This window comes from Ktedonospora formicarum (genome assembly GCF_016587355.1).
In the GTDB taxonomy this organism is placed as follows: Bacteria; Chloroflexota; Ktedonobacteria; order Ktedonobacterales; family Ktedonobacteraceae; genus Ktedonobacter; species Ktedonobacter formicarum.
The window spans coordinates 2,301,268-2,322,643 of sequence record NZ_BNJF01000001.1 but is presented as its reverse complement, the minus strand read 5'-3'; the positions used below and the strand labels follow the sequence as shown (position 1 = coordinate 2,322,643).

The 21,376-nt window shown below is 50.6% G+C and carries 18 protein-coding genes and 1 pseudogene; 10 read left to right on the top strand and 9 right to left on the bottom strand.

Translation table 11 applies throughout. The features are described from left to right. Positions 1-397: 397 nt before the first annotated feature. The 5 genes from K3T82_RS09965 to K3T82_RS09945 all read left to right on the top strand — a co-directional run bounded on the left by K3T82_RS09965 (position 398) and on the right by K3T82_RS09945 (position 6,487). The gene (locus tag K3T82_RS09965) at positions 398-1,816 is read left to right on the top strand and encodes a glycosyltransferase family 4 protein (protein WP_220193320.1); all 1,419 of its coding nucleotides are present in this window, start codon (positions 398-400) and stop codon (positions 1,814-1,816) included. An 18-nt stretch (positions 1,817-1,834) separates the two neighbouring features. Then, positions 1,835-3,229: a glycoside hydrolase family 57 protein gene (locus K3T82_RS09960; RefSeq protein WP_220193319.1), complete on the top strand. Its 1,395-nt coding sequence runs from the start codon at positions 1,835-1,837 to the stop codon at positions 3,227-3,229. Positions 3,230-3,569: 340 nt separating this feature from the next. Further along, entirely contained in the window at positions 3,570-4,637 is a 1,068-nt protein-coding gene (locus tag K3T82_RS09955) for a lytic transglycosylase domain-containing protein (protein ID WP_220193318.1), read from the top strand. 190 nt (positions 4,638-4,827) lie between these two features. After that, positions 4,828-5,649 carry a MerR family transcriptional regulator gene (locus K3T82_RS09950; protein ID WP_220193317.1) on the top strand — a complete coding sequence of 274 codons (822 nt, stop codon included), beginning with the start codon at positions 4,828-4,830 and terminating at the stop codon, positions 5,647-5,649. A gap of 235 nt (positions 5,650-5,884) precedes the next feature. Beyond that, the gene (locus tag K3T82_RS09945) at positions 5,885-6,487 is read left to right on the top strand and encodes an enoyl-CoA hydratase/isomerase family protein (RefSeq protein WP_220193316.1); all 603 of its coding nucleotides are present in this window, start codon (positions 5,885-5,887) and stop codon (positions 6,485-6,487) included. Between the two features lie 25 nt (positions 6,488-6,512). Here the strand turns inward: K3T82_RS09945 and K3T82_RS09940 are convergent, their stop codons facing one another. The 3 genes from K3T82_RS09940 to K3T82_RS09930 all read right to left on the bottom strand — a co-directional run bounded on the left by K3T82_RS09940 (position 6,513) and on the right by K3T82_RS09930 (position 10,940). Beyond that, positions 6,513-8,438 (bottom strand): MCP four helix bundle domain-containing protein, encoded by a 1,926-nt coding sequence (locus K3T82_RS09940; protein ID WP_220193315.1) that lies wholly within the window; start codon positions 8,436-8,438, stop codon positions 6,513-6,515. Between the two features lie 144 nt (positions 8,439-8,582). Continuing rightward, positions 8,583-9,491: an EamA family transporter gene (locus K3T82_RS09935; RefSeq protein WP_220193314.1), complete on the bottom strand. Its 909-nt coding sequence runs from the start codon at positions 9,489-9,491 to the stop codon at positions 8,583-8,585. A gap of 567 nt (positions 9,492-10,058) precedes the next feature. Continuing rightward, positions 10,059-10,940, bottom strand: coding sequence for a phosphate ABC transporter substrate-binding protein (locus tag K3T82_RS09930; protein WP_220193313.1), 882 nt, complete (start codon positions 10,938-10,940; stop codon positions 10,059-10,061). 262 nt (positions 10,941-11,202) lie between these two features. On the opposite strand from K3T82_RS09930, the gene K3T82_RS09925 reads away from it, so the two are divergent. The 5 genes from K3T82_RS09925 (at position 11,203) to K3T82_RS09905 (ending at position 15,879) form a co-directional block, all read left to right on the top strand. Next, positions 11,203-11,781 (top strand): protease inhibitor I42 family protein, encoded by a 579-nt coding sequence (locus tag K3T82_RS09925; protein ID WP_220193312.1) that lies wholly within the window; start codon positions 11,203-11,205, stop codon positions 11,779-11,781. A 321-nt stretch (positions 11,782-12,102) separates the two neighbouring features. Next, positions 12,103-12,894 carry a Stp1/IreP family PP2C-type Ser/Thr phosphatase gene (locus K3T82_RS09920; protein WP_220193311.1) on the top strand — a complete coding sequence of 264 codons (792 nt, stop codon included), beginning with the start codon at positions 12,103-12,105 and terminating at the stop codon, positions 12,892-12,894. A gap of 196 nt (positions 12,895-13,090) precedes the next feature. Next, the gene (larC, locus tag K3T82_RS09915) at positions 13,091-13,855 is read left to right on the top strand and encodes a nickel pincer cofactor biosynthesis protein LarC (protein ID WP_220193310.1); all 765 of its coding nucleotides are present in this window, start codon (positions 13,091-13,093) and stop codon (positions 13,853-13,855) included. 157 nt (positions 13,856-14,012) lie between these two features. Beyond that, positions 14,013-14,867, top strand: a complete 855-nt coding sequence (gene aroE / locus K3T82_RS09910; RefSeq protein ID WP_220193309.1) for a shikimate dehydrogenase — start codon at positions 14,013-14,015, stop codon at positions 14,865-14,867. 67 nt (positions 14,868-14,934) lie between these two features. Then, a complete protein-coding gene (locus K3T82_RS09905; protein ID WP_220193308.1) occupies positions 14,935-15,879 on the top strand; it encodes a fumarylacetoacetate hydrolase family protein in 945 nt (314 codons plus the stop codon). Between the two features lie 120 nt (positions 15,880-15,999). Here the strand turns inward: K3T82_RS09905 and K3T82_RS09900 are convergent, their stop codons facing one another. The 6 genes and pseudogenes from K3T82_RS09900 to K3T82_RS49840 all read right to left on the bottom strand — a co-directional run. Next, the gene (locus K3T82_RS09900; RefSeq protein WP_220193307.1) at positions 16,000-16,971 is read right to left on the bottom strand and encodes a VOC family protein; all 972 of its coding nucleotides are present in this window, start codon (positions 16,969-16,971) and stop codon (positions 16,000-16,002) included. 136 nt (positions 16,972-17,107) lie between these two features. After that, on the bottom strand, positions 17,108-17,686 hold the full coding sequence (locus K3T82_RS09895) for a hypothetical protein (protein WP_220193306.1): 579 nt from the start codon (positions 17,684-17,686) through the stop codon (positions 17,108-17,110). A gap of 1,238 nt (positions 17,687-18,924) precedes the next feature. After that, entirely contained in the window at positions 18,925-19,284 is a 360-nt protein-coding gene (gene minE, locus K3T82_RS09890; RefSeq protein ID WP_220193305.1) for a cell division topological specificity factor MinE, read from the bottom strand. Positions 19,285-19,297: 13 nt separating this feature from the next. Further along, positions 19,298-20,134 (bottom strand): septum site-determining protein MinD, encoded by an 837-nt coding sequence (minD, locus tag K3T82_RS09885; RefSeq protein ID WP_220193304.1) that lies wholly within the window; start codon positions 20,132-20,134, stop codon positions 19,298-19,300. Between the two features lie 224 nt (positions 20,135-20,358). Then, positions 20,359-20,634 carry a septum site-determining protein MinC gene (locus K3T82_RS49845; RefSeq protein WP_420799299.1) on the bottom strand — a complete coding sequence of 92 codons (276 nt, stop codon included), beginning with the start codon at positions 20,632-20,634 and terminating at the stop codon, positions 20,359-20,361. Positions 20,635-20,945: 311 nt separating this feature from the next. Further along, positions 20,946-21,233 (bottom strand): annotated as a pseudogene (locus K3T82_RS49840) (hypothetical protein); the annotation flags it as partial. Positions 21,234-21,376 lie beyond the last annotated feature (143 nt).

The window sequence follows — 21,376 nt, the reverse complement described above, 5'->3', positions numbered from 1 at the left end:
GTTCTCTCCTGTCTCCTGCTTGTTTCGCTCTTCATGTCTCATAACATGCCATGTCCTATATGATATACTGGTAGTAGAGTTGTTTGAGACTGAACACGAAACAAGACTTTATTCTCAACAATTTTAAGTTGCATCTTGTTGAGACTATAGTTCGCTTTTGCTGCTATAGTCGGTAGCCGGTTTGTGTTGGTTTGTGTGTCGGTTTGTGTATTTATTATGCGACCAGGCACAACAGGGATGCGGGTCTGTGCTGTAGATCCCGACTCGGTGAGCCTCCGTTGCGCTGCGCTGCTCGTGAGTCTAACAGATAGTCTCTCTGTTCTGCGGCCTTGTTCGATGTCGAACACCAACCACTTCCCTCTCGCTTGTTATTCTGAATTCAGAGGATTTTCTGCTTATGATGAAACTTGACGGCGCCATATCGCCAGAGAATACGCTATTTGTATTGCTTTGTTTCGAGGGGCCCGATGTCTACTCTACAGCTGGTGGCTTAGGGACACGGATCTCTGAGCTTGGCGATGCTCTGGCAACTCAAGGGTATACCACGCACCTCATTTATATTGGCGATCCACAGAAGCCCGCTATTGAGTATCGTAATGATGGGCGCCTGGTGCTCAAGCGCTGGTCCCAGTGGGTGAGTCAGTATTATCCTAATGGTGTCTATGATGGTGAGGAGCAGAAGCTTTACGATTATAACGAAAGTGTTCCCTATCATATTTACAATGACATCGTGCGTCCGGCGGATGCTGAGGGCAAGACTGTGGTGATTATGGGTGAGGACTGGCATACTGCTGAGGCAATGAGTCGCACATCCGATCTACTGCACTGGTTCGGCCTGCGCCAGAAAACATTAATGCTCTGGAACCTCAATAGTTTAATGTCGTTGCACCGCATCGATTGGCCGCGCCTGAACTTCGTGACGACGCTCTGTACCGTCAGTAAGTATATGAAGCATAAGATGTGGCAGTACAACGTCAATCCCCTGGTTATCCCCAACGGCATTCCCGCTCGCTACTTGCAACCCGTAGATCAGGATGCCGTGACGCGCCTACGTGCGGTGGCACGCCAGAACGACCCGCGTCGCTTCTTCCTCTTTAAGATTGGACGCTTCGATCCTGATAAGCGTTGGATGATGGCGATTGAGGCTGCCGCGCGCCTGAAAGCAAGTGGTCACCCTGTGACGCTTTTTGTGCGTGGTGGTATTGAGCCACATGGAGCGGATGTTTTGCGCCACGCTTATCATCGCGGCCTGGTCATTCGCGACGTAGAGGCCAAACGCCCCAATCTGCAACAGTGTATTGACCTGATCGAGCAGGCTGGACCCGCTGATATCTATAACTTGCGCTTCTTCCTGCCCGAGGAGTTTGTACGTGTGGCCTATGCTGCCGCTGATGCGACGCTTGCCAATAGCGGGCATGAGCCTTTTGGACTTGTCGCGCTTGAAGTCATGGCTGCTCAGGGCATTGCTGTGACTGGCTCTACAGGTGAGGATTATGCAATCTCCTTTGAGAATGCGATTGTAACTGAGACGGAGGATCCCGATGAGATCGTTGGCTACCTCCTGTACATGCAGCGCCATCCAGAGGAGCAAGAGCGTATACGCCAGGGTGGATATCGCACTTCAGCCCAGTTTGTGTGGGATCGCGTGATCGCGAATCTGATTAGCAAATTGGAGTTCCTGGCTCGCAAGCAGAATATTCCTCTTGCGCCAACACAGGCTCACTCTAATTCATATGCGGAATATTCCGCTCCAACCGCCGTCGAAGTACCGGTCTCACAGCCGGAAGAGAAAGTCGCTGAGAAACCTGGCGTCTAGTTTGGGAGGACCGGTCTTATGGTCGCAGATGTAGCGCTCTATACCATAGTCCATCAGCCTCGCCGCTTGAAACTTCCTGCGCAACCAATTCCGCGTGGGGCGTCTCTCGATGATATCGCTCATTGCCTCTTCGATGAGGCCCTTAATGAGCGCTATTTCCGGCAGGTTGCTCAGAGCTGTTATTATCCAGCTACGAAGATGTTTCTGGACCTGGCAAGGCGTGGCTTGCGGCTCTCTATTGGCTTCTCGTTCTCCCTGCTTCAGCAGGTGCAGACCTGGGAACCCGAATTGTTAGACCTCTTTCGTGAACTGGTTGCGGAGGAGCGTGTGGAACTGTTGGGGGTGGAGCCATACCAGAGCTTGCTTTTCCTGTTTGATCTTCCGGCCTTTGAGGCCAATATGCGCAAGATGGCCGACGATATGGCAGAACTCTTCGGCAAGCGCCCGCGTATCGTGGGTACGACCGAACTAGGGATGTCAGCGCCGCTCTATAACGCGCTGGATGCTGCAGGTTTCCAGGGCGTGTTAATGGATAGTCAGCCACACTTGCTTGGGTGGCGTGAGAGTACATACCTGTATCACTATGGTGATGATGGTCCCTATGTGCGCCCGCTGGCTACCAGGCGCCAGCGTTCGAAGGAGGAACGCTCACTAACGGCTCCTCTGATCTATACTCGTCATCGCCGTTTAAGTGATGATATTAGCTCACGCTTTACCGATTTACACTGGTCCGATTTTCCGCTCTACGCGACAACCTATGCTTCCTGGATTGCTAATACGCCAGGCGATCAGGTTGTGCTAGGCTGGGATTTTGAGACCTTTGGTGAGCGGCATAGCGCAGGTAGCGGTATCTTCGATTTTATGCGTGCGCTTCCTGGTGAGCTAGAGAATCTGGGCGTTCGCACGCATACCTTAAGTGAACTGGGGACGCGACCAGAGGTATCGTCGTATTACTTGCCTCTACCGATTACACCCGCGCTGCAAGGTGGAACGTTTGATCCTGATGCTTCGTCGGATTATCTGGCTACTGCTTCTCAGCGGCATCTGTTGCGCTCTATGAATGATGTCTATAATACTGCTAGGTTGACCGAGCAACCCGTCTTTATCGAGATGGCGCGCTGGTTAACGCAGGTTGATCACTTGCGCTATGCGTATCCGCATGTAGCTAGCTCACCATTTATACCTCGCGAATGGTGGCGATTAGGGCCATCTGGTGTAGTCTATGAGCAGCAGCAGGCATATGATAATGTTCTGCGAGCCATGGAGCCATACTTGCCTGCTCGCGCGCTTCGGCGCTTGAAGCCGCGTGTATCCCGGCGCTCGACAGACGTGAGTGCTGATGAGCCTATCACCGAGCCTCAGGCTGTTTCCTTCTCAACACGTCGTCGGAAGAAGGTGTCTGCCTCTTCCTGACGCATCTAGACCGAAAAGTGGACTCTACTCATTGGGTTCACTTTTCAGTTGTACATGGCCTGCCACCCGCGTTGGTTCGTCTGGATTGAATACTCAGAGTCCATGCCTCTTATTCCTCGAAGTGCTTGAGTATCACAGGATATGCCTGAGTAATTATGTTGATAATATATATCATGCATGCCTGCTTTTGCATCTTTATATGGATAGTGAGTGGTTAAAATTGTCGCGCTTAACCACATTACTTTTCACCCATTCCCCCCGGAAGATTGACGAGCGCATCGTCATCGTATAGACTCATTGCCAGTGGGTAGTTTTTTGTAGTTTGGTAATGAGGTAGGTTATGTCGCAGTTTCGTTCGCTCCCGTCATTTCGCACTGAACCTGAGGCCTCTGTTGGTTCACAGTCCAGTGTTCTGGCGAGTGAGAGATCTGTTCAGACCAGTTCGCTTCTTCCTCCCACTACAGCATCCATAGCCGAGGACAGTGACGCCAACGCGCAGGCAGTCTCAACATTAAACATTACCACCTCTCCTCAACCTTCAGGCCCTTTATCTGCCGATTCTACGTCCTCTACCACTGGCTCTTTAAGGCGTATGCCTAACCAGCCTCTTTATGACATAGAGACGACTCAATCGTTGGTCCTTGCTCTCCAGGCTTCACTTGACCAGCAGACAGCAAGCAATAGACGTATTGTTATCCCCGGAAGTCGTAAGAAGAAGGCTGCTTCCCGTACAACCACTCAGCTAGCAGCCGAGCGTGACACTGATTCGCTTGAACGTGTGCGCACGATTAATCCACGAGTCCGCTATGCTGTTGTCTTTGGCATTATGTTTGCGATGATGTTGACCTCATTGCTGACATTAACTCCTCTAGGTCATGGGCAAACGGATAGCTCCTTTAGCGGTGTTATTGGAAGCATGATAGAGGCGCAGAACTTTGGTTGGAGTATTGTTGGACATAAGGACACCACGCCGAAATCCACAAAGACCGCTGTGCCCTCAGGGGTCCCAGAGTTCCTCTCAACGAGTGAGTATGTGCAGATCGCGCGTGACGCTGCCATAAAGTATGGGATTAATCCCGATTACTTTGTGCGTCAAATTTATTCGGAGAGTAGCTTCAATCCTAATGCAGTCTCGCCTTCAGGTGCGGTTGGTATTGCTCAATTTATGCCGAGTACTGCCGCAGGTCTGGGGATTAATCCCTGGGATCCGGTGCAGGCGCTCTATGGGTCGGCTAAGTATATGTCTAGCTTGCAAGCGCAGTGGGGCGGAGACTATGCCAAGGCTCTGGCTTCCTACAATGCTGGTTCGGGTGTTGTGCAGAACGCTATCAATCAGGGTGGAGCGAACTGGATGAATTTCTTGCCCGCCGAGACGCGTAATTATTTGACGAAGATCATGGGTATTTAAACCAATCCAGATTTGCTATAAATAAAATAAGGTGGTACGTAACATACGCACAAGGATTCTTGCGCGTGCTACGTACCACCTTTTAGCTTGAAAAAGTTAGAAGCATCTCTTCTCCGCCAAATTGGCATCATAAAGTCTTGCATATAACGTAACGTCACCCCATATACTCCTGATTGAAAGGAGGAAGCACTTGGATCAACGTTTCTATCATACGGGCGAATTTGCTCGTATGGCCTCTGTCTCGTTGCGTACGTTGCGCTTTTACGATCAGGTTGGGCTGCTTACGCCCACCGCACATACTGAGGCTGGTCATCGCCTTTATACCGATGACGACCTCTTACGTTTGCAACGGATTCTAGCACTCAAGTTTCTAGGTTTCTCGCTAGAGGAAATCAAGTATTGTCTGCATGTTGGCCCATACGACCTGCGTGAGTCGCTGGCCCAACAGCATAGCATGCTGCTGGATAAGCAATATCAGTTAGAGATGGTTATTCGGACCCTCGAAGAAACTCGGAAATTGCTTGTTGCCAATGAACAAGATTGGCCTGCTATTCTTCACGTGATCCAGGTGATGCAAATGCAACAGAACAATGATTGGCGGAAGAAGCATTTTACTGATGAACAATTACGCCAGATGGAGGCGCTTTCCAAGGCATCTTATACTGAGGAACAGCGGCAGAAGCTGGCTGAAAGTGCGCGCCACTTTACCGAGGATGACCAGATACGTGCTTCCCAACGTTGGAGTGAGCTTGGCGCTGAACTCAAGCGCTTGATCGCCAATGGAGCTGATCCAGCAGGTACTGAAGCTCAGGCGTTGGCTGGGCAATGGCAAGCTATGCTTGATTCCTTTACTGGAGGTAACCCTGATATTACGCAAGGGTTGAAGAACTATTATCGTAACCTAGGCCAGATGCCAGAGTCGGCACGCCCGATGCCTATGCCCTATTCCAGCGAGGAGTGGGCTTTTATCAGCCAGATGCTTACTACCTATCAGCAACGGTATACATCCTGATGCTACCTTCTGGTAGGCAGTGTTCCCTTGGATAAAAGTGAAGGATGTTCGGAAATAGAACATCCTTCACTTTTATCCATATCAGGGCTCATGACTTGTAGTGACAGTTGGTATATGATTTTGGCATGCTGGGTTGAGAAGCTCCAATAGATCCATAGAAGATGCTATAATGAACTACCATGTCTATGTTAAGTAGCGCCCTTTATGTGGGTGCATGGAGCGACAGGAAGGCCGTATGTCAAACGTTCGTACTCGTGTGCGGAACAATATCCTCTGGATCATCCTCGATAGCCCCCCTCATAATGCTTTGAATGTTTTGTTGCTAAACCAGCTCGCCGCGAGCTTACAGAAGGCCGTATTGCAAGCCCCAAAATTGGTTGTGCTTAGTAGTACGGGTGAGGATGCGTTCTGTTCCGGTTTCGAGCTTCCTCCAGATGGCCCAGCTTTACAGGAGTTGCATGAGGCCGCACATACCGTCGATGTCGTCTTTACGAAACTTCATCAGCATGGTATTCCTTCGGTGGCTTTGATCAAAGGATGTACATATGGCCCTGGCTGCGAACTGGCTTCGCTCTGTGATACATTGATCGCACGCAATGACGCTTCGTTCCGTATGCCTGCTGAGAATGCCCGCCTTTTTCCTTCTGCTAGCACACAACGTCTGCCAGCCCTCCTGGGTCCACAAGGCTTCGAAGATCTTATGAGGCATGGTGATACCATTGATGCCACGACTGCTCTTGACCGGGGACTTGTCCATCAGGTCCTCCCATTCGCCCACTTTCTTCAGGAGTCTGAGGAACTTCTTGTGATGCTCTCAATCGTGGGCCTGACCTCTTAAGGTCAGAGGTCCACACATATATCGGCTATTGTCTATGCGAATGAGAGTGGTGTATAGAGCCAGGAGCATGCCGTAGCCTTTGATTATCCATGTGGCGCTGAGGCATGACCTCTTCTGAACCATCCAATTGGAAAGATATCATATTTACGCGCACTTCCTGAGAAAGCGCGTGAAGTTTGCGAGACATGGAGAGCACATCGCTTACGAAGAGATGCCCTGCGTGTAGCAATTCCTCTTGTTCCTCTGCCGAGAGCGAATGCAACGCGCCCTGCGCCTTGTCTAGTGCCTGCACAGCTTTCAGCGCCTGGTTAAGTTCCTTCTCCATCTCAAGGAATCGCTGGCTGCGCTCCCATTGAGTATGCTGGAGATCTTTATACATGTTTTGTGTCTGGAGTTCTAGCATACGTAAATCATGCGTGAGCATCGCGGCTCGGCTATTGCTGATAGGCGAAGGAGCTGAAGTGTTACGATTGCCACCATCGTGTGCTAGAACCTGTTGTAAGCGGTCTATAACCTGAATGATTTGCTCGTTTGAGGTCTGGATCGCCTGAAGGCGCTTTTGATGATTCTCATCTGATAAATTATGTACATGTTCATAGAGACGCTTTATTTTGTTTACTGCCTCGCTAGCTTGTGGCGAGAGTGGCTTCTCTTCCCCTTTGCGTGTGGGGATCTGTTGAGCGGGATCAAAGGAGTTCAATATAGTCACAAAATGTTCTGCGCGCTCAACCTCGTAGCGTGAGGCCGCGTCAAGTTGTTCTGTCATGGTTTGGACGCGCAGAACAAAGCGTCTGAAGCGACCAACTGTGAAGTTGAAGGCGCTTGCCAGTAGGCCGATAGGATCGTTGTTGACTGAGGCATTGATACGTAAGTCGCCAGCATTCACGACGCGCATATTGGTGAATAGATGCTCAGCGGCATTGGTTAACGCGTCACGCTGGAGACGTGTCTCAGTGAACAGGTCGGAGATTGCGTTCAACATGGCGTTGGTTGATGCAGAGACACTTCCAATCTCGTCGCGACCTACGACTTCCACGCGAGCTAGCATATCTCCACGTTCGACTGCCTGTGTCACATGTAGTAAGCGCTTTAGCCGTCGTACAATGGTTCCTGAAATGAACCAGCCTACCAAAGAGATCGCGATAAAGGCCAGTAACGAGCCTACAATCGTTGTGATCAGTTGTTGCTGCTCCTCGACAGCTGAGGCGATGTTGATAGAGTCTGAGAGCTTCTGATTAAGGTGAATGAGGGCGCGTAGGGCGCTGATGGCATCTCCATTTGTTGGTTCTGCTTGCACACGCGAGAATGTCTGGGCTTCTGCTATATTTCCCGCTTTGACACTCGTAATGATTTGCTCAAGGGATATGCGATAGACTTGCCATGTGCGCTGAGCACTGGCGGCCATAGTCTCCTGCTGTTGAACCTGCTCTCCTTTGTTGGCTTCTTCTAGTAATGCCACCTGCGAGGAATGATTACTGACCAGATCCTGACTTACATACGTTTTTAGAGTTGTTTCATAGCGATCTATCAGACCCAGGAGGGCGGTTTCATCTTGTTTGATTGTCTCTTCCGAAGGCTGGGGGGCGTTGGCGTCTTCTATAAGCGCTCCTGCCTCAGTGTTCATCAATTGCAGGAAATTTGCCCCTGTCGTCAGCGAGGTATTTGTGCGTAAGAGGTCCTGATAGAACTCAGATTGGCGGCTCAATGACTGCGAACGCTGTACACCAATCAGACTGGCGACCAGAGTAGCGATCAGGGCCGCCAGGAGGAAGCCTATTGTGAGGCGTTGCCCAATTGGCATATCCAGGATCAGTGTTCGTCCACCACGGAAGGTTGGGCGAATACGTAGAGATGTTTGCCCTCCTTGTGGGGCATTCCCGGTTGATAATTGACCGGATGAGTTACTTGACCTTGGAGTTTGCGTATGGGCCTGTGTGCGAGTGAGGCTCATAGCCCACCTTTCCTTCCATCATAAGCGCCTAAGAAAAATTAAGTAACCATATTTTAGATATGGCACTGACGAGTAGCTTACACCTTACTCGTTAACATTGCGTTATGAGAAGTTTAAGAAAGTCGCAATTACCAATATATGTGATCAGGATGAGGCTATGTTTTCACGCCATCGTCGGGTAGGTTTGAAGCGCCATTGTGCAAGTAGAATGCCGGCAAGAATAAGCAGCACTCCAAGCCATTGCAACAATTCGATATCCTCGCGTAGAACAAAGGTAGACATAAGGATGACAACTGGCAACTCGATTGAGCCAAGGATGGTCGTGAGACCCGCTCCAATGATTGGCACTCCCCTGGCAAAGAGGAAGGGAGGGATGATGACGCCAAAACAACCTAGGAGCAGCGCCCAGAACCAGAGTCCTCGCGTTAGTGAACCGTTAACCAGGAAGTGAGGTGGAAAGATGAATAGCGTGACGATGAGAGCCCCTGTCATGATTAGTGTGCTACGTAATGTTGGTTGTACCTGTGGCTCGACACGCTCATTTATTACAATATTGCCTGTATAGCTGGCTGCCGCTAGTAGACCCAGACAAATCCCCTTGAGGTCTAACGATGATGAGAGAAGCGTCTGATAGTTTGCTGCGAGCAATGTTCCCACCAGGACGCTCACCAGGGCGAGCCAGCGATTCGGTGTCGGTGCCTGGCGGTGGATCAGCCAGTCGACAAGCATCCCCATCCAGACAAATTGAAAGAGGAGCACTACTCCCAGCGAGGCAGAAACTGTCTGTAGAGCAAGGTAATAAAAGATCCCTGTCAGTCCTGAAAAGCTTCCACTCGCGATGAGTTTGCCTATGGTTTTCCATGTGAGCTTGCGTAGATGGCCTAGCGAGGGGATGCTCAGCAGCCAGAGACCCACGCAGCCTAATAAAACTTGTGAGCCGGTGATTTCTCCGGCGGAGAAGCCAGCCTCGTAGCCCAGCTTGACAAAGGTGGAGAGAACGCCAAAGGATGCCGCACCAAGCAGCACTAGAAGAGATGCGATCAGTTTGTTCAAAAGAAATAAACCTCCTGCGATACGTCTACCTCACCAATCAGACGGCAATCCTGGCACGGTTCGCGCATATGCGCGTCGTGAGCACTGGAATGTGTCTCTCAATCATAGAGGCATACTTATGCCTGCTAGCTGGATTGAGCCGATACCGCCGGTAGTTGTCTACCCGTATTAGTTGGTGAAGTCCGTAGCAGAAGGTGTACTCCGTAGCAGAAGGTGTACTTTGAAAATCTACGACTTGCATTGCTCAATGGGGAGCACCGAAGAGCTGTCGCGCGAGCTTCGCGACTCTTCTCCCATTCGCTAGTCTCGAATAGCTATGTGCCTTGCTCACTGGCGAAGGTTGCGGCATATCGCACGCTTTGCATATCGAAATCATCGAATCAGATACATATTGTAGTCTGTGGATATAGAACTGTCAATAAGCTTGTGTTATAGGTTCCGCACTTCCAGTTCTGTGTATGAGGGAAGAGGCCTGCGAAGTGTATCTCGAGATAAAAGTGTAGGGTGAAATGCTGTGCGCAACATTTCACCCTACACTTTTATCCTTGTTGTTATAGGTGCGAGACATTACTCGTTTTGCATACTGTTGATGGGGACATAGCCTAAATTCTGAGCCTTCTGTTGCACCTGATCTGTCAACATGAATTGCAAGAAGGCTTCGAGGGTGGCATCATCTCCACCGAGCGTATACATATGTTCGTAGCTCCAGAAATTATAGCTACCCGAGGCGATATTTTGCTCTGTGGCTTTTTGCCCATTGAGCGCGAGCGTGTGAACATCCTGTGTGACATAGGAGGCTGCAAGGTATCCAATCGCGCCTGGCGTGTGCGCTACCATATCACGTACTTCGGTTGAAGAGTCTGTTTTGAGTAGCGTACCCTTCTCGTCACGTCCCCCGAGGATATATTTGCGGAATGTGGCGCGTGTACCCGAATTGCTTGGCCTGACGATTGGTGTGATCTTCAGATCTGGCCCTCCAACCTGACTCCAGTTGTTAATCTTGCCTGTTGAGAAGATATCAATGATCTGTTGGAGCGTAAGTGAGGAGATTGTTACCCCATTATTGGCGACCATAACAAAGGGAGTAACACAAACGATATGATCCGTCAGATTGGGGTCGGGATAGATCGCGGGGTTGGCGTAAATATCGGAGTTGCCTATCTCGGCTTTTTGTGTTGTTACAGCATCGAGTCCGTGTCCGCTTCCACCTCCGCTCACCTCTATCTTCGTCCCTGGATGTTGTTGCTCGAAGAGTTTACCCGCCTCCTGGGCAAGAGGCAGAAGAGCTGTTGATCCGGTGACGCGTACTGTGCCCTTAAGGGGCTGCTCATTGATCTGGGGTCCGCTACAACCGGCAAGCATGAGGATGCATAGCAGCATGAGACAAGTTAGGGTTCCATACTGACTTACTGGCTGTCGACGATCTATCGTATCTTCTCTCTGTTTCATGGTTAGCATCTCACTCGTGAATCTGTGCTGGGATAGTATGTGGTTTCTATTATCTTCCTGTTTCTTTAAGCAAGCGTTAATGCAATGTAATGCTTTGATATTAGGAACTTTTGGTCTCCTTCTGGCGTTCTCTCTGTGAAATATCGTGGATGTGGGGAAGGGGAGGTTTAGATCCTCCATAGCCTGACAGAGAGAAGGTTTGTAAATTATTCGGAACACCTCGCCGACGCTGAGATGTATCCGAAAAGGAGTGTGCATAACTATGTCCACGCATCCAAAAGGAAAGCGGCATTACGCTGTAGTCGCTAAGAGCAGCGAGCAACAGCCTCACATCAGGGATCGTAAGCCATTTTTTATGACTATCCTGCTCATGTTTGCGTTGCTACTCTTCCTGTCTGCCTGTGGTGCTGGTGGCACTAGCAGCGACGGTACGGGAAGTAGTGGAGCTGGCGATGGAGTAACAAAGACTGTCAAGGGCTTTGGTGCGGAGCATGGTTGTCCAACTGATACTGTTCTTGAGAAGCGCTCTACTAACCCTGCGGTAACGATCAAGCAGGCACAACAGCATAGCACAGTGAGCGCCAAGAAGGGCGATGTCATTGAGATCCAGCTTCCCTTTGGGAGTCGTTGGACAGGGCCTACAAAGTCGCAGGGGCCTTTGCAACTCGATCTAACGCCTGGCATAGCGGACCAGTCAGCCAATGTCTGTGTGTGGCGCTTTACCGCACAAGGAACAGGTACAACTAATCTGGAATTTGCCAAACGGGCGTTGTGCAATACAAAAGGGCAGTCATGTGCCATGTATGTGATGCGCTATGATTTCACAATAAATATAAAGTAGAGATACCTTCTTACTCCATATTGTGATTGGGGCGACCCTTATATGGGTCGCTCTCTTTTTGTTCTCGCATTGGTTGAGATGCGTCAGGATATTCTCTCCTGGGTTCTGAAGACTAATGAGACTCATATTATGGGCTCTCTGACATTATGATATTGATGCTTTGTCCCTTGACAAGAAGCAGGTCCCGGTATATCGTAGCAGCATTCCAGCGTGCATCCGTGATGCCACTGTACTTGCTAGCATTTGACGCCCGTGTCGCATTTGTGCGAACAGGCTGTTGCGTGATTTAAGCGTCAATTGGGTTTGGAAAAGGAGTGTTTTATGGATAGTTCGCTTCATCTCACGGTAGCTTCTCGCACCGATACCGGACGTAAACGCTCGCTCAACGAAGATAATTTGCTCGCTATTGTGCCTGAAGATCCTACTGCCTTATGTGAGCGGGGTGCTCTCTTGATTGTTGCCGATGGTCTGGGAGGACACGCGCGCGGCGAGGTTGCAAGCGATATGGTTATCAATGCAGTCAACAAATTCTACTATGCGGATCAAGATCATGAAGAAGATATTGCTCAGTCGCTAAAGCTGGCGATATCGCAAGCTAACATTGAGCTCTTCAAGCGTGCTGTACAGGAGGGCAACGATATGGGTACAACCTGTGTCGCTTGTGTTGTCCAGGGCGAGCAGGCGTACTTTGCGAATGTTGGCGATAGTCGCGCATATATTGTGCGTGATGGCTCTGCGCGCCAGGTAACACAAGATCATTCCTGGGTTGCTGAGCAGGTTCGAGTTGGATTGATTACAGAGGCTCAGGCACGTGTGCATCCACAGCGCAACGTGATCTTACGCAGCCTGGGAATTGACCCCGGTGTTGGGATTGATTTGTTCACTGAGCAATTGCAGGATGGCGATACACTTTTACTTTGCTCAGATGGCCTCTCTGGTATGGTGGAAGATGCTAAAATAGCTGAGATTATCGCGGCGTATGAGCCCGCCGAAAGTGTCGATAAACTGATAGAGCAGGCAAACGCCGAAGGTGGGTTGGATAACATAACGGCCATTGTGGCACGTGTTTCACGTGGCGATGCTAACCAGGAGATGAGCGACACTCGTGTTTAAATGGCAGTATGGTGCTGCTATCTCTTCCCTTATTTAGATGCCACCTGGATCGCTCATAATATGAGTGATCCAGGTGGCATCTTATATTTCTGGCTCAAATATATACCTTCTACTATTCGCGAGATTGCGGGAAGCGAGTGCGCGTGAGTTGTGGTATGCTGATGCTAGTATGAATGGAATGGATAAGGATTATAGAATGTCTCAGGCTATCTATTTTGACTGTTTCTCTGGTATCAGTGGCGATATGACTCTTGGCGCACTTCTGGATTTGGGGCTATCGCTCGACAGCCTGCACGCCGAGTTGCGGAAATTAAATGTCTCGGGATGGAATATTACCTCCCAGCGCGAGGTGCGGGGTTATATCTCGGGTACACGCGCGCTGGTTGATGCGCCGGAACAGGAGCAGCATCGCCATCTATCAGATGTGCGTGCTATCATCAATGGAAGTGGCCTGTCGGAGCGCGTGAAGCGCCAGAGCCTTCAAGTTTTCACTCTCCTGGCGGAAGCTGAGGGACAGGTACATGGCTACTCGCCTGAGGAAGTCCATTTTCATGAGGTGGGAGCGCTTGACGCTATTGTGGATATTGTGGGTGTTGTAGTGGGTCTTGAACTGCTTGGCGTGGAGCAGGTCTTCTCAGGGCCACTTCCCCTTGGGACTGGTTGGACACGTGCTGCACATGGCTGGCTTCCGTTGCCCGCGCCCGCTGTGCTCAATCTTTTGGCCTCCGCAGGTGCTCCCACGACAACCGATATGACGCCTGCCGAACTGGTGACTCCAACTGGCGCTGCTCTTCTGGCGACCCTGGCCGAGTTCCGCCGTCCTCCCTTACGCCTGGCACGTGTCGGCTATGGTCTGGGCAAGCGCGAACTCGAACGTCCCAATGTCCTGCGCTGCTGGCTCGGCACTCCACTCGAAGACTTGCACTCAGATGGGAATCATAAGCATACACACGAGCATTGAGCGAGTGTTATTGAATATTCTGTTATAATAGCAACGGCAATGCTCCCTGTATTTGAAGTAGTACAGTATCTATGTGCTAGAGTTTGATAGATCTATCGTTGGAGTTTCCATGCCAGCCAGAAATGAAGTCAACCGGAGCAAGAAAGCGAAAGCAAGCATGCCACAGCTGCATGTGGGATTGATTGGCAATCCTGTGGCACACTCATTTTCGCCGCGTTTTCAGCAGCCAGCGCTAGATGCTCTTGGTATTCCAGCGCGTTATGAACTGTGGCGCACTCCTCCTGAGCAGCTTCTTGTGCGCATTCGCTCGCTCTGTCAGCCGAATTGCCTGGGGGCTAACGTTACTATTCCCTATAAAGAGGAGGTTCTTCCCCTACTGGATAAGGTTGATCCCCTGGCGGCACAGATTGGGGCGGTTAACACCATCGTTAATAAGGACGACTACCTGCATGGCTACAATACTGATGCGCCTGGTTTGTTGCGAGCGTTGCATGAGCATGGTCTAGGCAGTAGACAGTCAGATGAAAGCATCTCGCTAAAAGGGCATACGGCGGTCCTGCTGGGCGCGGGAGGAGCCGCGCGTGGCGCGGCCTTTGCGCTGGCAAGCTCAGGAGTAGAACGCCTGGTCATTTTAAATCGGCATCTGGAGCGCGCGCAGTTGCTAGCAGCTGAGATTCAGAAGAGCTACGATTGTCCAGTATTTAGCCTGAGTGACCCTAACTTTCTGATCCCGCATTCCTCGTCTATCATTATTAACGCAACCTCCGTTGGGCTACATGAGGATGTTAGTCCTTTGCCCGTCGATGTACTGGCTCGCTTTGATAGTGATACGTTTGTCTATGACATGATCTACAACCCAATTCAAACGCACCTCTTGCTCCAGGCGCGCACTATGGATCTGCGCGCGGCTAATGGCCTCTCTATGCTATTACATCAGGGAGCGCTCTCCTTTGAGCTCTGGCTAAATCGTCCTGCACCGCTGGAAATCATGCGCGCGGCCTTGATTCCCTGACAGTTCTATGCCTTCCTTTCGAAACTATGTTGTACAATGAGGGACAGTTGAAAGGAGGATGCCTCTAGTGAAACTTGTCAGCTTTGCAACCAGTCAGATACCAGAACCGCACCTGGGCATCGTGCGTGACAATGAAGTCCTTGATGTCGATCTGGCGGGACGCGCCTTGCAGCTTGATGTTCCAGATCAGATGCTCGATCTTATCGAGAGCTATGAGCGCTATCAGCCTGCGCTTCAGGTAATACTTAGTCGGGCAGGAAGCCGCCGTTTTAGCGAGGTTCAGGCTTTCAGCGAGGTTGGTGCGGCACACGCCTTGAGCGAGGTCCGGTTAGCTGCTCCCATTCCCAGGCCGCGCAAGAATATCTTCTGCCTTGCTGTCAACTATAGCGAGCATGCCAAGGAAACCGGAAACCTGCGCGAGCATCAGGGGCAGGAACCGGAGATTCCTGTCTTTTTTACCAAAGCTCCTACCAGTGTGAATGGCCCTTATGGAGAGATCGAGATTGATCCACAGGTCTCTAGCGAGATCGATTGGGAAGTTGAGCTGGGGGTTATCATTGGGAAGAAGGGAAAGAATATCTCCGAGTCTGATGCGCTTTCGTATGTCTTTGGCTATACCGTCATCAATGATGTGACCGCGCGCGATTTACAGAAGCAGCATAAGCAGTTCTTTAAAGGCAAGAGCCTTGATGGAAGTGCCCCGATGGGACCCTGGATTATCACCGCCGACGAGATCTCCGATCCCCACAACCTTGAATTACGTCTGCGCGTGAATGGCGAGACAAAGCAAGAGGGGAACACAGGGTCAATGATATTTAATATTAATCAGGCTCTGGCGGTCCTCTCACGGGGCATGACCCTGGAACCAGGCGATATCCTCGCGACCGGGACGCCCAGCGGGGTTGGCTTCTCGCGCACGCCTCCTCAGTTCCTCGCGCCCGGCGATCTTATGGAGGCAGAGGTCGAGGGTATTGGTGTGTTGCGTAATCCTATCGTCCAGGTTGGTTCATAGCCTGTTAGCGTTATTTGGTAGCTATCTGGCAACACCTCAGTGTTGCCCCATAAAATTGTAAGGAGCATGATCTTTCTGACACCAGCCAGAAAGATCATGCTCCTTAACGTTATCTATCAGCTATGAGCGTGCCTCTTCGCGTAGCCAGGAGGGAACGGCCCCCCAGAGGTTGAGAGCGGTTTCGCGTGTATGCCAGAGGCGTGGAGGGGTTGTCACATCGCGGTCGAAATACTGGCGCAGGCCTGCGGAAAGTTCGATATGGATACCGTCATTATCGGGGAAGTGCAGGAAGAGGTCATCACCTACACCATGCCGTCCGGGACCCCAGAGAATACGTATTTGTTGATGGCTCAGGTAATCTGCCCAGAGGAGCAATTCGTTGCCATCGGCAATCGTGAAGCCGATATTCTCGATGCCGGTTGGGCCCTCGATGAGGACAAGGCTATGATGATCGCTATTGCAGCGTAGCCAGGCTCGCTCTCGCAGAAGCCAATCGGAGATATCGAAACCAAGCGATTCCGTATAGAACTCGACCATGGCTTCGAGATTGCGTGTTCGTAAAGAGACATGTTGAAGAGCATAGGGCCGCTGAAGTGAGCGGCGCGTCTTACGATTACTCGTGTTTGCTGTATAGAGCTCATCGGGCGCGACAGCGATTTCCACGCGATTGCCGTCGGGATCTGTGAGCCAGAGGGAGTCACCCAGGTCAGGCGCGCCATCGCGCGGCTCAAAGGCAAGCTCCACGCCAGACATTTGCAAGCGCACAGCCATGGCAGCCAGTTCCGCGTCTGTATCGACCACGAACGAAAGATGATGGAGAGGCGACTGTGGAGTAGTAGAATGACGGCTATTCGTTGGTTGTGTTCGCGTATCATTGAAGATGCTCAGGCAGTGCATCTCCTCGTTCAATGAAAGAAAGAGCGTGCTTTCTTCCTCTTCTAGATGCTGTTCGAGCGAGCCTTCAGCATGCGTATAGAGATCAAGACCTAGCACACGATGATAGAAACGCGCCTGGGCCTGGATATCATTGGTCCAGAGTCCAACATGGGCCAGGCGCTTAACCTTTACCTTCTGAATTTGCTGATTGCTCACAAAGTGGCCCTCCTCAGTTCCTTGCCAATACAGCTTTACGTTATGCCATTCCCTATCTTACCTGTCGCCCGGAGGAGGGTCAACGGGTTTACCCGAAGGTAATAGTATCTACTGTGGCAAGCTGAGAAATGCCTGGCTATTTATGCCCTAGGTGGCTATCGGTGGTGCGAAGAAAATGGCGAACGTCTGAAGACGAGAGATTGATCGTCTCCATAACGCGCACTGTTGGTGCCTCAGACCGTGGCAGTGGTGTTTCGGGGAATTCGTCGTCCACAATCGCGCTATAAGTGCGAATATCCTCGCGTAGATAGGCTTTGAGGGTTTTGGCATCAACATAATGTTCTCGTTTTTCTCTCACCAATAGCCAGGTAAGCGAGAGGGCTGTTAGAAGCCAGAATATACTTAGCCCAAAGAGCAGTGACCAGGGATGGGGCACAAAGGTCGCGAGGAATGCTCCCAATGCGAGAAGCGAGAGCGTTGATAGAAGCGCAAGAAGCGCTACCAGTGCCCGCCGCCAGCGTACGCGAGCAGATGTATCGTGGCTTGCTTGCCATAATCCCAGAGTAATCAGTAAGCGGCGCTGCTGCGCAGCGCTATCGGTCGAAACGCTATAACGTGCGGTTTTCGGCCAGAGGGCCTGACTGACACTTGGTGAACAACGAGGCACGACCGCGTGCCTTTTCCAGATGGCATATTTTCTGCTCATTACACTCAAAATCTAGTATCCTCACAGAAACAGAGCACTTTTACAAGACTAAGCATATTGCTCTAAACATAGAGCAATGCATACTAAAATTAAAAATATCGTAAAGAGCCGCTATGTCAATAGTGTAATATATTCTCTGCTCATGAAAGGTATTAAAATAAAGCTACCAATCATTAGAGGCGTGGCACCACGACAGAGGTGAGAATTCACGCGCTCATATTTTCGAAGAGGAGAAACTAGAGATAAACGGCAAGGAAGTGCCGGCATATGAGCCGACTACTTCAGTCACCGGAGTTGCACGCCTTACCCTATCCTCGCCATCTCAGCTTGGTTATGGAGCATCCCCACCACAAGAATGCTTTTTGAAAAGCCAGCCCCTCTATACCCAACATCACATCACCACATCCACCACTGGCATAAAGGCTAGAAGAGTCTTATTCTCCACGAGTTCGCAGGCACACAAACCCCACCACATCCACTACTTTGCCTGAAATAAAGGCCCCTCCCGGAGAGCTTGCCTCTGCTGGCTTAGTCGCTGGCATTCCTATCCCACACATCTTCATATCAGTGCGCCTATAAAGACATCAGATATACGTCCCTACCATCACACTGACCGCACCCACGTACGAAGCTGAAATGAACTCCTCATCACCACTACATCCACATCCATTGGAATCGGGCTTGCGGGTGATGTTTATACACATTAACCCGCGACAGGTGTGCTCTTACACCGGCACTTCGTTACCGTACACCGCTACCTTTACACTTCGCGTGTACCTTTCGCGGTTAGATCGAGCATTTGTTTACCACATCGTTTTAAGATGCTTTATTCCCCCCACCATCACTATCTAGTAAAGATCGTTACTTCTTGTTGACGATGGTATTGTACCATGAATAGCTCCTCTGGAGGGTTATGAATGGATGAAGATTCAGTTAAGGACTATTAATTTTATTATGAAGTTCTCAACCATACACATGAATAATTTGCCTATAAATATATTTAAATTACATGTCTTATTTATATTATTGTGTATTAATTGCCGTTTAGTCATGGCCTGGCTACGTTTCAAGGAATGATTGAAGTGTTTAATTGGCTAAATATGGATGAGTTTATACTGCTTTCGCAAAAATTCAAGTGGCATTAAATCTTTAATGTAGGGTGATGGTATCTTTGCGCATATGGGGAAGAGGCTCATATCTGTATAGACAATACAGATATGAGCCTCTTCCCCATAAATAAATAGCCTTTAATAGTCGTGGTTGGTCGATTCATCCTCGTCGTCATGGAGGAAAACTTTGCCATGAAGTACATTGGTGGAGGGCGTATACGAAGGTGGGTCCCATTCGAAGCCAACTTTCTGGCGTCTGATGGGTACATTCGCGAGCAACTTATCGAAGCCCTCCTCGCGAGAGAGGGTTACCTGCATCTGCTGTTCATCTACTTCCAGGCGACGTGAAAGTACATTTGCCAACTCTTCCTTAATCAGTTCAAGTACTTCTGGATTGAGTTTTAAGCGGTCGTGGACCAGGACGACCTTGAGTCGCTCCTTAGCAATTTCACCTGGTGTCTGTTTCTTACGACCAACCATGAACTCGAAGACACCCATAAATCAACTCCCTCTAGGATGATTGAGAACGCACGCCCTTCTCGCCTGATATGGGATCAAGGCCCATTAAGCGGCGTAAGCGTTCGAGCAAGGAGGGCGATTCCGCTATCTCGTCGAGTGGTACCTCCTGGCCCAGAATACGCTGGGAGGCGTTCAAGAAGGAGCGACCCGCGCGAGAACGTTTCTCGTAGACGGCTGGCTCACCTTTATTTGTAGCTATTATGATCGCTTCGTCTTCGGGGATAATACCTAAAAGGTCGATACCGAGTACCTCTAACACGTCAGCCACATCCATCATATCGCCACGTCTTACCATCTCAGGGCGTAGGCGATTAAGAATCAGGCGTGGTTCAGGCTTACCTGCCGCCTCTACCAGCCCAATGATGCGGTCCGCGTCACGCACCGAGGCCATCTCTGGGTTTGCTACGATGATGACTTCATCAGCTCCCACGATAGCGTTACGGAAACCTTGCTCAATGCCAGCAGGCGAGTCGATGACTACGAAGTCGAACTCCTGACGCAATTGCTGGCAGAGTTGCTCCATTTGCACACTGTTCACGGCATTTTTATCGCGCGTTTGCGCAGCAGGAAGGAGATAGAGCTCAGGAAGACGCTTATCCTTGATGAGTGCTTGCCGTAGGCGGCACTGGCCTTCCACTACATCCACCAGATCATAGACAATACGGTTCTCCAGGCCCAGTACAGCATCCAGGTTGCGCAAACCGATGTCGGAGTCAACCACGGCAACCTTCTTACCTTGCATTGCCAGTGCCGTGCCCAGATTAGCGGTAGTAGTGGTCTTACCCACACCGCCTTTTCCTGAAGTAATCGTAATCACCCTGCTGTCCATGCTTACTCTCCCGCTGATGAACTTGTGTGTCTGCTATGGCGGCACGAACATTGTCTTGCTCTGGTATCTCATGCCCGTCCGCATCGCTATCTAGTATACCACGAACTGTTGTGCCTCCCAAGTTTCACTTGATGGATGCTGGCTAGCTAGATAGTACTGCTAGCGTAGGTCCGGTCCAAGTGGATTGTCTGTGTAAGCGCGTTACTTTGGGCTGCTCTGTCTTCCTATCTGCGAGGAGGTCGTCCATTGAGCCAGGTTTCGACAACGATTTGCCCATCGCGAATCATAGCGACTTCGGGACTGGGTTGAGCTTCAAAACCCTCTGGAGGGCGTGAGAGTAGGTGCGCGATTCGTAGCTGAACAGGAGAGAGATAGAGCGAGCAGACCAAGGCTTGTTCGTTGTCGGGATAGCCAGCATGTACCATGCCTTTAAGCATACCCCAGACCATGATGTCACCTCCTGCGACGATTTCTGCACCTGGATTGACGTCGCCAAGAATAACAATATGACTATGGTGGCTGATGGCCTGTCCTGAACGTACTGTGCGTCGAATGAAGAGCGTTTCGTCGGTATCGCGTGTGTCCCGTTGTTTCTCAGGAGATGATGGTGCGCTTTCCTGCTTACCCGGAGAAGGGGGGGGATACTTTGTGGGGGCCTGGAGTCGGTGTCCAAACTCAACTGGCGAGTGATAGCCGCCCTTGTGACGATAGAGGTGGTGCGCACAGGTGTTTCGGGAGGCGTGAGCGCGATTGTGCGTGCCTCACGGCGAGGTTCTACACTCTTCTCAAGAGCCGCCACAGACATTTGATAGTGTGCTAGTAGCCGCTCTAGCTGGAGGCGCTCGCTTACGCGTAGTTTGCGTTGGCTGGTATCTACCGTCAGCGATGCTCCTCGAAAAAAGGTCGGGGCCTCGGCCAGACGCTCAGCGAGCGCGTTGAGCAAATCGCCAAAGGGGGTTTCTGGTTCAAGCGTCAGGAGCAGGCCACTACGTGTTCCTTTGATAGCGATGTTCGCAGACACTAATCGTTTCTCCTCCCTGTGCTGCCCATAAGGGCGGTCTTGAACTTTCGACGCTTCTCGACGCGACTTTTCCTCCATAAACCCTCGATCCCTATGTACTATGTAATGACATGAGGCATCTTGCCTCCATCAGAATGCATGCAATGCAATATCGACACACTCTGAACTACATACATTATTATAAGCTTGTCCGTAATGAAACGCAATAGAACATGCCGGTT